The 15,693-nt window shown below is 70.4% G+C and carries 11 protein-coding genes and 1 pseudogene; 5 read left to right on the top strand and 7 right to left on the bottom strand.

Going from position 1 to position 15,693, the window contains the following annotated elements; all coding sequences use genetic code 11:
* Positions 1-11 precede the first annotated feature (11 nt).
* Complete coding sequence (locus ACQEWB_RS16085) at positions 12-1,022, top strand: aldo/keto reductase (RefSeq protein ID WP_432831419.1); 1,011 nt, start codon at positions 12-14, stop codon at positions 1,020-1,022.
* A 25-nt stretch (positions 1,023-1,047) separates the two neighbouring features.
* Positions 1,048-1,638, top strand: coding sequence for a TetR family transcriptional regulator (locus ACQEWB_RS16080; RefSeq protein WP_432831417.1), 591 nt, complete (start codon positions 1,048-1,050; stop codon positions 1,636-1,638).
* Between the two features lie 7 nt (positions 1,639-1,645).
* Here the strand turns inward: ACQEWB_RS16080 and ACQEWB_RS16075 are convergent, their stop codons facing one another.
* The 3 genes from ACQEWB_RS16075 to ACQEWB_RS16065 all read right to left on the bottom strand — a co-directional run bounded on the left by ACQEWB_RS16075 (position 1,646) and on the right by ACQEWB_RS16065 (position 4,940).
* Entirely contained in the window at positions 1,646-1,852 is a 207-nt protein-coding gene (locus ACQEWB_RS16075; RefSeq protein WP_432831415.1) for a hypothetical protein, read from the bottom strand.
* A gap of 117 nt (positions 1,853-1,969) precedes the next feature.
* On the bottom strand, positions 1,970-3,202 hold the full coding sequence (locus ACQEWB_RS16070) for an RNA-guided endonuclease InsQ/TnpB family protein (RefSeq protein ID WP_432831413.1): 1,233 nt from the start codon (positions 3,200-3,202) through the stop codon (positions 1,970-1,972).
* Positions 3,203-3,509: 307 nt separating this feature from the next.
* A complete protein-coding gene (locus ACQEWB_RS16065) occupies positions 3,510-4,940 on the bottom strand; it encodes an MFS transporter (RefSeq protein ID WP_432831411.1) in 1,431 nt (476 codons plus the stop codon).
* 101 nt (positions 4,941-5,041) lie between these two features.
* Between ACQEWB_RS16065 and ACQEWB_RS16060 the strand changes: the two genes are divergently transcribed.
* A complete protein-coding gene (locus ACQEWB_RS16060; RefSeq protein ID WP_432831409.1) occupies positions 5,042-5,974 on the top strand; it encodes a helix-turn-helix transcriptional regulator in 933 nt (310 codons plus the stop codon).
* Between the two features lie 6 nt (positions 5,975-5,980).
* Here the strand turns inward: ACQEWB_RS16060 and ACQEWB_RS16055 are convergent, their stop codons facing one another.
* Positions 5,981-7,426 (bottom strand): MFS transporter, encoded by a 1,446-nt coding sequence (locus ACQEWB_RS16055; RefSeq protein ID WP_432831407.1) that lies wholly within the window; start codon positions 7,424-7,426, stop codon positions 5,981-5,983.
* A 98-nt stretch (positions 7,427-7,524) separates the two neighbouring features.
* Here ACQEWB_RS16055 and dusB point away from each other — a divergent pair, with 98 nt between their 5' ends.
* Entirely contained in the window at positions 7,525-8,667 is a 1,143-nt protein-coding gene (gene dusB, locus ACQEWB_RS16050) for a tRNA dihydrouridine synthase DusB (RefSeq protein WP_432843845.1), read from the top strand.
* A gap of 283 nt (positions 8,668-8,950) precedes the next feature.
* On the opposite strand, the gene ACQEWB_RS16045 is transcribed toward dusB, so the two are convergent.
* The 3 genes and pseudogenes from ACQEWB_RS16045 to ACQEWB_RS16035 form a co-directional block, all read right to left on the bottom strand.
* Positions 8,951-10,717, bottom strand: coding sequence for a CDP-alcohol phosphatidyltransferase (locus ACQEWB_RS16045; RefSeq protein WP_432831405.1), 1,767 nt, complete (start codon positions 10,715-10,717; stop codon positions 8,951-8,953).
* A gap of 271 nt (positions 10,718-10,988) precedes the next feature.
* Positions 10,989-12,925: pseudogene (locus tag ACQEWB_RS16040) on the bottom strand (amylo-alpha-1,6-glucosidase).
* Positions 12,922-14,352 carry an MGH1-like glycoside hydrolase domain-containing protein gene (locus ACQEWB_RS16035; protein ID WP_432831403.1) on the bottom strand — a complete coding sequence of 477 codons (1,431 nt, stop codon included), beginning with the start codon at positions 14,350-14,352 and terminating at the stop codon, positions 12,922-12,924. Before ACQEWB_RS16035 ends, ACQEWB_RS16040 begins: the two are co-directional and overlap by 4 nt.
* A gap of 119 nt (positions 14,353-14,471) precedes the next feature.
* Here ACQEWB_RS16035 and ACQEWB_RS16030 point away from each other — a divergent pair, with 119 nt between their 5' ends.
* Positions 14,472-15,668: an ROK family protein gene (locus tag ACQEWB_RS16030; RefSeq protein ID WP_432831401.1), complete on the top strand. Its 1,197-nt coding sequence runs from the start codon at positions 14,472-14,474 to the stop codon at positions 15,666-15,668.
* Positions 15,669-15,693: the final 25 nt, after the last annotated feature.

Below are 15,693 nucleotides of genomic sequence, written 5' to 3'. Positions count from 1 at the left end.
GGGTGAACGTCATGACGATCCAGACGCGAAACCTCGGAACCACCGGCCCCCGGGTCGCCGCCCTCGGCCTCGGCTGCATGGGCATGTCCGGTATGTACGGCGACTCGGACCGTGCCGAGTCCATCGCCACCATCCACGCCGCCCTGGAAGCCGGCGTGACCCTGCTCGACACCGGCGACTTCTACGGCATGGGCCACAACGAACTGCTGATCGCCGAGGCCCTGCGCACCGCCCCGGCCGCCCTCCGGGAGAACGCGCTGACCAGCGTGAAGTTCGGCGCCCACCGCGGCCCGGACGGCGCCTGGCTCGGCTACGACACCCGCCCGTCCGCCGTGAAGACCTGGGCCGCCTACTCCCTCCAGCGCCTCGGCGTCGACCACATCGACGTCTACCGCCCCGCCCGGCTAGACCCGAACGTGCCGATCGAGGAGACCGTCGGCGCCATCTCGGAACTCGTCGAGCAGGGGTACGTCCGCCACATCGGCCTGAGCGAGGTCGGCGCCGAGACCATCCGCCGGGCAGCCGCCACCGCCCCGATCGCCGACCTCCAGATCGAGTACGCGCTCATCTCCCGCGGCCCCGAGCGGGAGATCCTGCCCACCCTGCGCGAACTGGGTATCGCCGTCACCGCGTACGGCGTGCTCTCCCGCGGGCTGATCTCCGGCCATGTCACCGCCGACCAGGGGTTCGGCGCGAACGACTTCCGGGCGCACACCCCCCGCTTCCAGGGCGACAACCTCCGGCACAACCTCACCCTGGTCGAGTCCCTGCGCAAGGTCGCCGAGCAGAAGGGCGTCTCCGTCGCCCAGATCGCCATCGCCTGGGTGCTGTCGAGGGGCGAGGACATCGTGCCGCTGGTCGGCGCCCGCACCCGCGAGCGGCTCGGCGAGGCCCTCGGCGCCCTGGACGTGACCCTGGACGCGGCCGACCTCGCCGCCATCGAGGCCGCCGTACCCGCGGACGCGGCGGCCGGTGAGCGGTACGCCCCCGCGCAGATGGCCATGCTCGACAGCGAACGCTGATCGTGGTGCCGGGTACCGTCTAGACATGCCTGCCACCAGCGAAGCCCTGACCGCCGAGCGCATCCTCGCCGCCACCGAGGAAGTGCTGCGCCGCCACGGCCCCGCGAAGGCCACCGTGGTCGACGTGGCGCGTGCGCTCGGCGTCAGTCACGGCAGCGTCTACCGGCACTTCCGGACGAAGGCCGCGCTGCGGGAGGCGGTGACCAAGCGCTGGCTGGACCTGACGACGGAGCTGCTGGCCGAGATCGCCGGTGCCACCGAACGCGACCCGGAGGCGCGGCTGCGCGAGTGGCTCGCGGCGCTCTTCGCCGCCAAGCGCCGCAAGGCGGGCGGCGATCCCGAACTCTTCGCGACCTACTCGGTGCTGGCCGAGGACGCCGGCGAGGTGGTGTCCGGCCACCTCGCCGAGCTGACCGGCCAGCTGACCGAGATCCTGCGGGCCGGCGTGCGGGCGGGCACCTTCGCGGTCGAGGACCCGGAGACCGCCGCCCGCGCCCTCTTCCAGGCCACCGCCTGCTTCCACGACCCGGGCTACGCCAAGGAGTGGGAACGACCGGGCGTGCTGGGGGAGTTCGAGGCCCTGGTGGATCTACTGATGCGCGGCCTGCGGGCCTAGGGGTGTCCTAGGCGTCCGACGGGTACACCGTCGCCTGGTGGGCCTCGGCGAGATGCTCCTCCGCTTTCAGCCAGGGCAGAAACTGCGCCCCCTTGCGCCAGCCGCACGTGTTGCATCTGATCGTGCGCTGCGGGCCTCTGCGCAGCACCTGGACGACGTGTTCGCGGCCGTGTTGGTCCCAGCGGCTCACCTTGCTCGTGTTGATCTGCAGCATGAAACCTCGCCTCCGGCTTGGAGTGTGCAGCAAGAACAACATCAACAGGAGAATCTGCACGGCGAGTTATCCAATCCTTGAATGCTCCCCTCCCTTGAGGGGGAGGGGATTCCTGGCTCAGGCTGCCGGGCGGAACCGCGTTCCGTCCGGTCTTGTGCCCTCGGCACCAGCAGGGCTCAAACCCGCCCTGACGAGCATCACGCGCGCGGAGTTCTTGTCTCTGGGCGAGACGTGTCCGCACGCGGTGCAGGTGTAGGTGCGCACGCCCAGCGGGAGTTGGTGCTTGGTTCTCGCACCGCACTCTGCGCAGTCCATCGTGGTACATGTGGGATGGACCAGATGCACGATCCTGCCGTGCTTGCGGGCCATGTGGAGCAGGGCCTGCTTGGTGACGCCGATGGCGGCGTCCGTGGCCTTCTTCGACATGGTCGACTTGGCCAGAAACTTGGGCTTGAAGTCCTCCACCGCGAGCACGTCGTGATCCCGGGTGACTTGCTTGGCCCACTTGCGGGCGGTGTCCTCGCGCTGCCGGGCGACCTTCTTGTGTGCCTTGGCGCGCAGGTGTTTCGCGGCCCGGTAGCCGCGCGAGGCGGGCTGTCCCTTCTTCGGCTTGCGGCGGGCCATCATCCGGTCGTATCGGGACAGCTTCGCCGTGGCCTTCTTGCCGTGCTCGGGATGCGGTAGATCGTGCGGATCGGAGGTGGTGGTGGCGATCTCCCGCACACCCCAGTCAACGCCGATCACTGCGCCCGTTGCCGGCAGCGGTTCGACGGCGGCGGGCATCACGAAGCTCGCGTACCAGTGGCCGAGACTGTCCTGGAAGACGCGGACGCTGGACGGGGCGGCGGGCAGCGGACGCGACCACACCACGGTCAGCACGACGCCGCCCGCCAGATGCAGCCGGCCGTCATCCTTCAACTGGAAGCCGCGCCGGGTGTAGTTCAGGCTCGGGCGCGTCTCGTGCCTCTTCTTGAAGCCCGGCATCCCGGCCCGCTGCCGCATCGGCCGCCGCTCCATGACGTCCTTGAGCGCCTTGGTGCGGGACTTCCCGAAATCCCGGATCATCTGCTGCTGCGGCACCGAACTGCCCGCCCGCAGCCACGGGGTCACGGCCCGTGCCTGGGTGAGCATCTTGTCCAGTTGGGCCGGACCACACGTCTGCTTGTCCTGCGGATGCGCGACGTTGTGCTGGTGGACGGCGATCGACTGGGCTACGGCCTCGTTCCAGATCCACCGGCACCGGCCCCACTCCGCGCCCAGCGCCGCCTCAGCGGTTGCCGATACCCGCAACCGGTAGGTGAAGCGGGCACACCCCACGCCCTCACCGCCTGTTGCCGTCCTGGCCGCCACGTCCCCACCCCCGCCCGGGCCGCTGTTCCGGTCATGCGCCCCTCACCGGAAACGACCATACGAGCGAGACCCGCACACCTGCCCGCACTTCACGCCACGATCACCCCTGCCAGCGATCACGCGCACACGCGTTCGCCTTCACCCCGGCTCCGCCGGGCCTTCGCGATCGGCACTCCGTGCCAGGAGCCGGAATGCGGCGACACTGCGCGTCGCTGCCACAGGATGCGCTTCTCCCCCGCAAGTGGGAGGTACCCCCACCCCGACGTGAACGCCGGGGCATCCTCGCAAGACGTCAGGTGAACTCCGCTCAGCCGATCGTCCTCGGCAGCCGCAGGCTCAGCAGGCCGGTCAGGGCCACGCAGCCCAGCTGGGTGAGGAGCGTGACGACCAGCGCGTCGCGCATGCCCAGGTGCGGGACCAGGGAGAGGAAGAGGGTGCCGAGAGCGGCGACGCCGAGGGCGAGGGCCGACTGCTGGGTCGTCATCATCACGCCACTGCCGACGCCGGCCCGCGCGGGCTCCACCTCGGACAGCACCACCCTGAAGATGATGGGGAGTTGGAGCGCCTGGCCCGCTCCGGCGAGGGCGGCTCCGGGGAGCAGCTCGACGAAGCCGAGGTCCGGCCAGGCCCGCCAGGCCGCGAGGGCCATCAGGCCGACGCCGGCCGCCTGGAGCAGCGCGCCGGCCGTCACGATCCGGGTGCCGTAGCGGGCGACGAGGCGCGGGCCGGCCAGCGAGACGAAGAAGAACACGACCGCCATCGGGGCCAGCGCCATCCCTGCCGGGACCGGGCCCAGCCCGGCGCCCCGCTGCAGGGCCACCGCGATCACGAACATGAATCCGCTGAACCCGACCGAGAACGGCAGGATCATCACCAGCCCGCGCCGCAGGGAGGTCAGCCGGAACAGGCTCGGCGGGACGAGGGGGGTACGGCCGCGCCGGTCCTCCCGGCGTTCGACCAGGTAGAAGGCGGCCGCCAGGAACGGGAACGCCGCCAGCGACAGCCACGTCCACAGCGGCCAGCCCGCCGTCCGGCCCTCGGTGAGCGGGGCCAGCAGGGCGAGCAGGGCCGCGGTCAGCAGGACGGTGCCGGGGCCGTCGACCGGCTCCGGGTGCTGGGAGCGGGTCTCGGGGACGGCTCGGGCCGCCAGGACGAGGCCTACGACGACAACCGGGACGTTCACCAGGAAGACCGAGCGCCAGCCGGTGCCGGCGATGTCGGCGGCCACCAGGACCCCGCCGAGGATCTGCCCGGCGACCATGGACAGGCCCGCCGTGGCGCCGTACAGGCCCATCGCCCTGGCCCGGCGCGGGCCCGCGGTGGCCGACTGGATGGTGGCGAGGATCTGCGGCAGCATCGCGGCCGCCGCGGCACCCTGGAGGACCCGCGCCGCGACCAGGGTCCAGGCGCTCGGCGCGAGCCCGCACGCCAGCGAGGTCAGGCCGAAGGCCGCCATGCCGCCGAGGAAGAAGCGGCGCCGCCCGAACAGGTCGCCGAGCCGGCCGCCGAGGACCAGGAGGACGGCGTACGCCAACCCGTAACCGGCGACGACGAGTTCGAGCACGGACTCGCTCGCGTGGAGGTCCCTGCCGATCGTCGGCAGGGCCACGTTGACGATGAAGAAGTCGATGAGGGGGAGTGCGGCGGCGAGCAGCACGGTGAACAGTCCGAGGCCGCCGAGGGTGGGTGGGGTCGCCGGGGAGCGGGCGGTGGTGCGCGAGGTGATGGTTTCGGTCACGCCTACGAGCGTGCGCCCGTTCCCAGGCTGGTACCAGAGTCTTCTTATCCTGGTAGAACCACTACCTGGAAACAGGGTCCGTGGGGAGGCAGGCTGGAGGCATGGTGACGATGGCCCAGGAGCAGGCAGTACGTGGTACTGGTACCCCGGTGAGCAGGGACGTGGCCGGTTCGGTGGTGAGCCGGGACGCTGCCGGTTCGATCCGGCGGCATGAGCTCGCGGGGTTCCTCCGGCACCGTCGTGAGCACATCACCCCGGAACAGGTCGGCCTGCCGCGCGGCCGCCGGCGCCGCACGCCCGGTCTGCGCCGCGAGGAGGTCGCACAGCTCGCCGCGGTCGGGGTCACCTGGTACACGTGGCTCGAACAGGCCCGGGACATCCAGGTCTCCGTCCAGGTCCTGGACGCCCTGGCTCGCGCCTTGTTCCTTGATCCGGGGGAGCGCGCCCATCTCTTCCAGCTGGCCGGCCAGATCGACCCGACGCCGGCCACCACGTGCCCTTCGATCACTCCGGCGGTGCGGGCGCTGCTGGCGCAGCTGGATCCGGTGCCGGTGAGCGTGCAGAACAGCCGGTACGACATCCTCGCCCACAACCGCACGTACGGGCTGCTGTTGTGCGACATGGACGCGGTGCCGCCGCAGGACCGCAACGCGTTGGTTCTCTCCTACACGAACGCCGAGTGGCAGTCCTCGATCGTGCATCTGCAGGACGCCCAGCGGATGATGGCCGCGCGGTTCCGTGCGGCGATGGCGGGGCATCTCGCCGAGCCCGCCTGGAAGATGCTGCTGAAGCGGCTGCGGGCGGAGTCGGCGGAGTTCTGCGAGGTGTGGGACCGGCATGAGGTGATCGCGCCGAGCACGAAGCGGAAGGAGTTCGACAACCGGTATGTCGGGCGGGTGACCGTCGATCACACCGATCTGTGGCTGGGGCCGGAGTTGGGGCCGCGGATGGTCACGTATGCGCCGGCGGACGAGCAGTCCCGGGAGCGGTTGGAGCGGCTGCACCGTATAGCGCTGGAGAGGGCAACGCCCTGAGCCGAACTACGCGTTGACCCCTGCGGCTTGGCGTACCTCCGGGGACTCCAGCTGATCGGCCGCACGTTCGGCCGTCTTCCGAGCCCACCGTCCGCTCGTCAACGCGCCGAGCACAAGCACGACGACCCCGCAGCCCACGAGAATCCACCAGGCCGGCACGGCAGCCGACTCGAACGCCGACTTGTACGACGACGACCCCACGCCGGAGGCCAGCACCGCCCCCACGACGGCGACCCCGAGCGTCTGCCCCAACTGCCGGCTCGTGGAGGCGACGGCGGCCGCGACGCCGGCCTGGGCGCGTGGCATCCCCGAGACGGCCGTGTTGGTGATCGGCGCGTTCACGAACCCGAACCCGATCCCGAACACGACGTACCCCAGGAACAGCGTGACGTCGGACGACTCCGCGTCGAACGCCGCGAAGAGTATCGCGCTCGCCGTCATCGTCGCTCCCGCGATGACCAGGGACAGCCGCGGTCCGCGACTGCCGACCAGTCGTCCGGACAGCGGCGCGCACAGGAACATCGGCACCGCCATGGGCAGCATCCACAGCCCCGCGTGGAGCGCGTCGTACCCTCGTACGTTCTGGAGATACAGCGTCGACAGGAACAGGAAACCGCCGAGTGAGGCGAACGCGCCGATCGCGATGACGGTTGCCCCGCTGAACGGCACCGAGCGGAAGAACCGCAGGTCGATGAGGGGTTCGTCGCGGCGAGGCTCGTACCACAGCAGTCCCGCCAGTGCGGCCGCGGCGATCACCGCGAACGGCAGGACCGAGGTGAACCCCGAGGCCGGCGCCTCGATGATCCCGTACGTCAGAGAGCCGAACAGCGCGATGACCAGGAACTGGCCTACCGGGTCGGGGCGGCGGGCCTTGGGGGCGCGGGACTCGGGGACGTAGCGGAGGGTGAGGAGCAGTGCTGTCAGGCCCACCGGGATGTTGACCCAGAAGATCGAGCGCCAGCCGATCGACTCCACCAGCGCGCCTCCGACGAGCGGGCCCGCCGCCATCGATATGCCGACGACCGCACCCCACACGCCGATCGCCCGTGCGCGCTCACGTGCGTCCGTGAACGTGTTCGTGATGATCGACATCGCCACCGGGTTGAGCATCGAGCCGCCGATTGCCTGGAGCATCCGGAAGACGATCAGTGCGTCGAGGCTGGGGGCGAGGGAGCAGAGCAGCGAGCCCAGGGAGAAGACCACCAGGCCCGCCATGAAGACCTTCTTGCGGCCGATCCGGTCCGCGGTGGAGCCGGCCAGCATCAGCAGCGAGGCCAGCACCAGTGTGTACGCGTCGATCGTCCACTGGAGACCCGACGTGGTGGCGTCGAGTTCGTGCTGCATCGACGGGAGGGCGACGTTCAGGGCGGTGACGTCGAGGCTCACGATCAGCAGGCTCATGCAGCAGATCGCTAGGACCAGGAGGCGTCGGCGGGGGCTGAGCTCGGGCATGCGGTCCAGCGTACGCCGACTTCGATAGTGTGTCTAACTAATAGTGCCGCTAACTAATGGTTGGTACATGATCGCTGTTGGTGCGCGATGATGGGGCAATGTCCACGCCCTTGTCTCCCTTGCGGATCGGTCCGCATGCTGTCAGTCCGCCCGTTGTCCTGGCGCCCATGGCCGGGATCACGAATGCTCCCTTTCGGACCTTGTGCCGAGAGTTCAGTGGGGGCAAGGGGCTGTTCGTCAGCGAGATGATCACTACTCGGGCGCTGGTCGAGCGCAACGAGAAGACCATGCAGCTGGTCCACTTCGACGCGAGTGAGAAGCCGCGGTCGATTCAGCTGTACGGCGTCGATCCGGCGACTGTCGGCAAGGCCGTCCGCATGATCGCGGAGGAGGGGCTGGCCGACCATATCGACCTGAACTTCGGGTGCCCTGTGCCGAAGGTCACGCGGAAGGGGGGCGGGTCTGCGCTGCCGTACAAGCGGAACCTGCTCCGGGCGATTCTGCGGGAGGCCGTTTCGGGGGCCGGGGAGTTGCCGGTCACGATGAAGATGCGCAAGGGGATCGACGACGATCACATCACGTACCTCGACGCCGGGCGTATCGCGGTGGAGGAGGGGGTTACGGCGATCGCGTTGCATGGGCGTACGGCTGCGCAGCACTACGGGGGTACGGCCGACTGGGAGGCCATCGCTCGGTTGAAGGAGCACGTGCCGGAGATTCCGGTGTTGGGGAACGGGGACATCTGGTCGGCCGGGGATGCGCTGCGGATGGTCCGCGAGACCGGCTGCGACGGAGTCGTCGTCGGCCGTGGCTGCCTGGGCCGTCCGTGGCTCTTCGCGGACCTGGTGGCCGCGTTCGAAGGCCGGGAACAGGAGACCCTGAAGCCCTCTCTGCGCCAGGTTGCCGACATCATGGTCCGGCATGCGGCGTTGCTCGGGGAGTGGATCGGCGACGAGTCGAAGGGTGTTGTCGACTTCCGTAAGCATGTCGCCTGGTATCTGAAGGGGTTCGCGGTCGGGAGCGAGATGCGCAAGCGGCTGGCGATCACTTCGTCTCTGGCGGAACTCCGGGCGGGGCTGGACGAGTTGGACCTTGATCAGCCGTGGCCGGTGGGGGCGGATGGGCCGCGTGGGCGTACGTCCGGGAACAACAGGGTTGTGCTGCCTGACGGTTGGCTGAAGGACCCGTACGACTGTGCGGGGATCGGTGAGGATGCGGAGCTCGACACGTCGGGGGGTTGAGGTCGATGCCTGCGGCGCCTGTGCGGGTTCGGTGGGGGCTCGTGTAGCGCCTGCGGTTGGGTGGGGGGGCGGGGCCGGGGCGGGGGTGTCCGTCCTCGGAACGGCGCGGAATCGGTTGGTCGGATGGGGGACGGTGTTGACGCGCCAACCGCTGCGGGCGGACACCCCCGCCCCGTCCCCTTCTCGCCGTACGCGGCTGCTCATGCGCCCCTTCGGGGGCGCATCAGGGGCGCGGGGAACTGCGCGACCAGCCCCCGCCGGGCCGCAGCCGCCTACTGCCGTGTCACCCCTTCTTCGGGTGCGGAGTCGAGCCGTACGCCGTCAGGAACTTGTCGCGGAACGAGCTCATCTTCCACACCGGGGCGTTGTGCGCGGGGCGAAGGCCGTCGGTCCAGTTCCAGTCGTTGATCTTGTCCAGGACCTTGGGGTCCTTGGCGACGATCGAGATCGGGACGTCGCGGCTGGCCTTGTTGCCGCTGACCCGGGCTATCGGCTGGTGGTCGCCGAGGAAGACCAGGACCGTGTCCTTGGTGCCGTAGCGCTCCAGCCATTCGGTGAGGGCCGTCACCGAGTACTGGACCGACTTGCCGTACTCCGCCTGGGACTTGGGGGAGCTGGTGATGATGTCCGACGGGTTCTTGCCGGCCTTCTGGATCGAGTTGAAGACCGAGCCGTCGCCCAGGTCGTTCCAGGGGACCATCTTGGGGATCGGGGCCCAGGGCTGGTGACTTGAGGTCAGGATGACCAGGGACATCAGGGGCTTGCTGCGCTTCTTGCTGTGCTCCAGGTTCTGGAACTGCTGGAGCGCGTACTGGTCGGGCATCGTCGACCAGCTGAACTTCGGGCCCTTGTAGCCCATCTGGAAGGCGTTGCGGTAGGAGTCCAGGCCGTAGAACTTCGACTCCGGCCAGCTCTTCTGTACGCCCGGCATGATGCCGACCGTGTCCCAGTCACCCGTCTTCTTGAAGGCCTCGGTCAGGCTCATGTGGTCGCTCGCCATGAGCGTGCGGTAGCGCTGCTGGTTGCTGATCCACAGGCCCGACATGGTGGTGGAGTGGCCGAGCCAGCTGCTGCCGCCGTAGGTGGCGGAGGTGAGCCAGCCGCTCTTGGCGTGGAAGCCCGCCTTGGCCAGGGCCTTGGTGCGGGCGTCGAGCGTTGCGTCCACGCCGGGGGCCTCTACCGGGTCCTCGATCGCGCTGCGGCCGTAACTCTCGATGAAGGTGAAGATCATGTCCTTGCCGCGCAGGTCGGGGACCAGCTGGCTGGGCGGTGTGTTGCCGAAGGCGTCGACCTTGGCGATCTTCTGGAACTCGGCCTCGTCCCGCAGGGTGTCGTGCACCCGCCGGGCCTGGATGGCCACCGCCCCGGCCGTACGGTCCGATGCGATCGGTACCCCGGAGACCTGTAGTCCCAGCGCCGAGCACAGGACCCATACGACGGTGGCGATCAGGGTGCCGCGGGTGGCCGTCTGCTTGTTGCGGGCCAGGACGTTGCTCAGGCGGACCATCGCCAGCGCCATGAGGGAGAGGAGGAGGAAGATCAGGACGAAGACGCCGATGGTTGCCGCGATTGCCACTGTCTTGCCCATCGCGTCTTCGACGTACGACTGGGCGTCGGGGAGCAACTCCCAGTCCAGTACGACGTTGAAGGCCCGTCCGAGGTACTCCAGGAACCCCATGTCCAGCAGGTTCAGGATCGTCATCGCCCCGAGCGCCACTCCGGACACCACGGCCACGATCAGGCGGGGTCGGCGCGGCAGCGCGAGTGCGACGGCCGCTCCGAGGATGGCCTCCACGGGTATCCGGGTGAACCGGTCGGTGTGCAGCGCCTCGATCCGGTTGGGGAGCAGGAGCGCGCCGAGCACGAGAACGGCCGCGAGGATCGTGATCGTCCAGCGGGTGTTGCGGGTGGCGGTGGGATGCCGGTCGCGGAAGTCGGAGAGGCGGCTGCGCAGAGTGCGAGGGGCGGCCGGGGCCTGCTCGGTGGTCTCTTCCGGCTCGATCTCGGGTGATGTGTCCGGCTGTTGACGAAGGCGCGTGAAGACGGGCACCCGAGGGTCCTTCCGTGGCAGGCCTGTGCTGAGTGGCTGGCTGGCGGGCCACGCTGGGGAGGCAGGGTCCTCGGTTCAGGACCCGTTTGGCCCGCCACCATCCCGTACGGCCGACTTGTGCCCGGTGTTCACGACTCCGGGCAAACACCCGGCAAACGGCTGGTCAACGCCGCCAAGGGGCGCGGGGCTGTATCAATTTGCGGCTCCGCCGCGTGGGCGCGACCAGCCACGACGGGCCCCGCGGTCGCCAAGCACCTCATCCGCCCCGCGACTAGGCGCCCCCGACGGCCGTCAACAAAGCCAGCGGCGCCGCCGCGGACCGAGCCTCCCGCACACACGCATGCGGATACGGCACCGGCTCCGCATGCGAGTCCCGCCCGTACCCGGCGATGACCTCCGGCAGCCGATGCCCCGTCGCGGTCGCCGCGTCGACGAGGGCGTGTGCGACCGACCGGGCCTCGTCGTGCAGGCCGTAGCGGGCCAGGCCGAGGGTGATCAGTGCGTTGTCGTGCGGCCAGACCGAGCCGCGGTGGTAGGAGAGGGGGTGGTACGCCGCCTGGCCGGCGGCGAGGGTGCGTACACCCCAGCCGGAGAAGAAGTCCGGTTCCAGCAGGCGTCGGCCCACCAGCTCGCCGTACTCCTTGTCGAGGAGGCCCGACCAGAGCAGGTGTCCGGCGTCCGACGCGAGTGCGTCGAGCTGGTGTCCCTCGCCGTCCAGGGCGAGCGCGGGGAAGGAACGGTCCCGCATCCAGAAGTCCTGCTGGAAGCGGTCGCGGAGGTCGGCTGCCGCCTGTTCCAGGAGGGCCGCGTAGGTCTCGTCCGACCAGACCGTGCGGGCCATCCACGCTGTGCGGCGCAGGGCGTCGTAGGCGTAGCCCTGGGCTCCGGCCGCCATCACCGCGCCGGTGGCGCGGGTTCCGTCGGCGGAGCAGATCGCGCCGGGGGAGTCCTTCCAGTTCTGGTTGGCGAGGCCGCCCTGGTCGGCGCGGTAGACGAGGTAGCCGCGGGAGGTGAGGCCGCCGTGGTCCAGCATCCAGCCGATCGCCGCGCGGGCGTGGGGTTCGAGGCGGTGGGCGAGGGTCGTGTCGGCTGTGTGTTCGGTGTAGGCGCCGAGGAGGATGAGGAAGAGGGGGGTCGCGTCCACCGAGCCGTAGTAGCGGGCGTACGGGACCTGGCCGAAGTGCGCCAGCTCGCCGTGGCGTACCTCGTGCACGATCTTGCCGGGCTGGGCCACGGAGTCCGTGCTCGTCTCGGTCGCCTGGGTGGCGGCCAGGGCGGGGAGGGTGGCGGCTGCCAGCTGGGGGCGGTAGGGGAGGGCGAAGAGGGAGGTGAGCAGGGCGTCTCGGCCCAGGAGGGTCAGGAACCAGGGGGCGCCTGCGGCGGGGACGCGGAGTTCCTCGCCGTCCGGGCCCGTCGCGGGGACCTGGAGCGAGGCCAGGTCGGCGAGGCCTCGGGCGCAGGCCGCCGCCAGCTCCGGCCAGCCGGTCGGGAAGGCGACGCCCTCCACGAACTCGCCCTCCAGGGAGAGGAGTTGTTCGGTCATGGCTGCGGGGGAGGCCGGGACTCGTAGGGCTCGTTTGTCGCCGTGCGGCCTTGCCATCACCCGGAGGGTGAGGTGTGTGGTGCCGTGCGGGGGGAGGTCCAGGGTCCAGACGAGGCGGCGGGCGCCTGTGCCTGTCTCTTCGACGGCGTCCGGGGCGGGCTCGGCCGTGACCGTCGTACAGGAGCGCCATTCGCCGCGCTGGTAGGTGAACTCCACGCCGTCGTCCAGGACCTGGCGGGAGCGGGTCGCGCCGATCTTGGTGTAGGTGCGGTGGTCGGAGCGGAGTTCGAACTGGTCGGTGAAGTCGGCGTCCGCGGTGAGCGCGAGGCGGACGGTGGTGGGGGTGGGGCGGTTGCTGGTGATGCGGATCGATTCGACGAACGCGGCTTCTCCTACCGCCTGTTCGCGGAAGATCGTGTACGCGGGGGCTCCTGGCGTCCGCCGCGCGGGACGAGGACACAGCGTGCCGTGTCCCCGTCCGCGACCGGCGTGAGCGACTCCGGCACCGCGCCGTCGACCGTCAGTTGCCAACGGCTCAGGTGCCGGGCGTCGCGCACGAATAACCCGTCCGGGGAGCCGGACCCCCGGACGCCGCTGATGTCCCCGCTGTCGCCCACGGCCGCGAACGTCCCGCCGTGCACGAGCAGATGCTGCCGGTCACTCATCCCCGGATCCCTCCCTTTTCACTCATGTCGAACGTGCCGGTGGCGGTTGAGGACACGCCGTCCTCGGGGCGCACATGGAGCAGATCCAGCGCGAGCGCGGCGGTCCAGCTGAAGTCGGGTGCACCGCAGGGCTCGCCCGTGTACGGGTCGACGTACTCGGCGAAGCCCGAGGTGGCGGCGGTGGAGAGGAGGGCCGTGCGCAGTGCGTCGGCGTGTTCCGGTTCGCCCTGCGTGCGCAGGCCGCGTTCGATCAGCCAGCTTGTGTTGAACCAGGCCGGGCCCCGCCAGTAGCGGTGCGGATCGAAGGCCTCGCCGAGGAGGTCGTAGGACGGGGGGAGGCGAGTGGTTCCGCCCAGTCCGAAGTGGGGGCCGCGGGCCGTGCCGATCAGCGCTGTGGCGATCTCGCGCGGGAGCGTGGGCAGGAGGAGGGGGATCAGGCCGGAGACGCCGAGTTCGGGGATCAGGCTGCGGCTGTGCAGGTCGCGGCAGAGGAACATCTGTGTCGCCGGGTCCCAGAGGCGGTTCACCAGCGTCGTCGTCAGGCGTTCCGCCCGGGCGTGGCGGGCCGTGGCGGTCGCTCCCAGTTCGGCGGCGATGCGGGCCAGGGCGTGCTCGGAGGCGATGAGCAGGGCGTTGAACGCCGGGTCCTCCACGGCGAATCGGGATGTTCCGTCGGCGTAGCCGGCGTCGCGGTAGTCCGTCGCCAGGCGTACGTAGCGGCCGTAGTCGAGGTCCGTCGGGCGGTCCTCGGCGGCTCCGTGGTCCAGGTCGGCGCGGCGGAAGGAGCGGGCCGGGGCCGGTGTGACCCGGCTCAACGGGGCGTCCCAGCAAGGGCTGTTGTCCATGCCCTGTTCCCAGGGGTGGACGACGGAGGCCAGGCCGGCTCCGCCCAGGTCGCGGCGGTGCAGCAAGTAGCGGTGCCAGGCGGCGAGTTTGGGGTGGAGACGGGCCAGGAAGCCGCGCGCCCGGGACAGGCCCGGGTCGGCGCAGTGCACCAGCCAGGCCGCGAGCGCGTGCACTGGTGGCTGCACGATGCCCGAGGTCTGTACGGTGCGCGGGGCGCCCGCAGCGCGCCCCGCGGTCGAGGAGCGCCAGAAGTCGGGGCTCGGGAAGTACGCGTCGAGCGGGACGGAGGGGTTGAAGACGATGTGCGGGATGCGGCCGTCCCCCCACTGGGCCGACAGCAGTGTCTCCAGCTCCGTCTGCGCCCGTAGCGGCGACAGGTGGCGCAGGCCGATCGCGATGAACGCCGAGTCCCAGGACCACTGGTGCGGGTACAGGCTGCGGGACGGGACCGTGGAGGCGCCCGTCCAGTTGTCCTCCAGGACGCGCGAGGCCGCGACGTGCAGCGGGTCGGGGACGGGTGGTGGATCGTATGCAATGAGGTGCTCTGAGGCACGGCTGATGAGCTGGGCAGTGCGATCCACTCGGGGCTCCCCGAAGACGTCCGGCCGACCGGTTCGGTCGTGGCTACCGTAGGGTTACGTCTATTTAACACGCAAAACTCAATATGTAATGCAAGCTTGAGAAACACAAGGGGGTGCGCATGGCCGGGCGAGGACAGGCGAGTGCCGGAGATCTGCTCGAACTGGTGCGAAGCGGACGCGCGACCACGCGCGGAGCCCTCCAGCAGGTCACCGGGATGTCCCGCGCCACCGTCGGCCAGCGGCTCGACCGGTTGTTCCGTGCCGGGTGGCTGCGGGAGGGGGCGGGCGGTCCGGTGGACTCGCCGCTCGGCGGGCGGCCCTCCATCACCCTGGAGTTCGACGACGAGCATGCGGTGGTCCTCGCCGCCGACCTCGACACCCGGCACGCCCGCGCCGCCGTCCTCACCCTGACCGGCGAACTGCTCGCCGAACACGCCGGGGTTCTCGTCGTCGAGGACGGGCCGGATGCCGTACTGGGCGAACTCGGCCGCTGGTTCGCCGAGTTGTTGCCCAGGGCGGGGCGGCGGCCCGACCAGGTCTGCGGGATCGGACTCGCCGTGCCGGGGCCCGTCGACAGCGAGACCGGGCGGGTCGTGCAGCCGCCGATCATGCCGGGCTGGGACGGGTACGACATACGAGGGCGGCTGGCCAGGGCCTTCGCCGAGCACAGCGGTTCCGGCCGGGTGCCGGTGCTCGTCGACAACGACGCCAACCTCATGGCTTACGGCGAGCAGCGCGCCGGCTATGCCGACTGCTCGGCGTTCGTGCTGGTCAAGGTGTCGACCGGTATCGGTGCGGGGGTCGTGGTCGGCGGGGCGATCTATCGGGGGACCGACGGGGGTGCCGGGGACATCGGGCACATCCGGGTCGGTGCCGAGGCGCTCTGCCGGTGTGGCTCCTACGGGTGTCTGGCCGCGGTGGCGAGTGGTGGGGCCGTCGCGCGGCGGCTTGCCGAGGCCGGGGTGCCGGCCGCCTCCGGCTCGGATGTGCGGGAGTTGTTGGCCGCCGGGCATCCGGAGGCGGTGGGGTTCGCCCGGGAGGCGGGGCGGCAGGTGGGGGACGTACTCGCGACCGTCGTGACGCTGCTCAATCCCGGGGTGCTGATGATCGCCGGGGATTTGGCCGGAACTCCCTTCCTCACCGGGGTGCGCGAGCTCCTCTATCAGCGGGCGCTGCCCCGCTCCACGGCCCATCTGGACGTGGTCACCTCGCGGCTCGGGGAGCGGGCGGGGCTGGTGGGAGCCGGTGCGCTGGTCGTGGAGCATCTCTACGCGCCCGAGCGGGCCGAGGAACGGCTGCTGGCGATGGGTGTGTGACGTCCGTGTTTCGGTCTTGAGGCAG

Source organism: Streptomyces sp. CA-249302 (assembly GCF_050936785.1).
Taxonomy (GTDB): domain Bacteria; phylum Actinomycetota; class Actinomycetes; order Streptomycetales; family Streptomycetaceae; genus Streptomyces.
The sequence above is the reverse complement of the archived record's forward strand: the minus strand, read 5'-3'. Positions and strand labels throughout refer to the sequence as shown.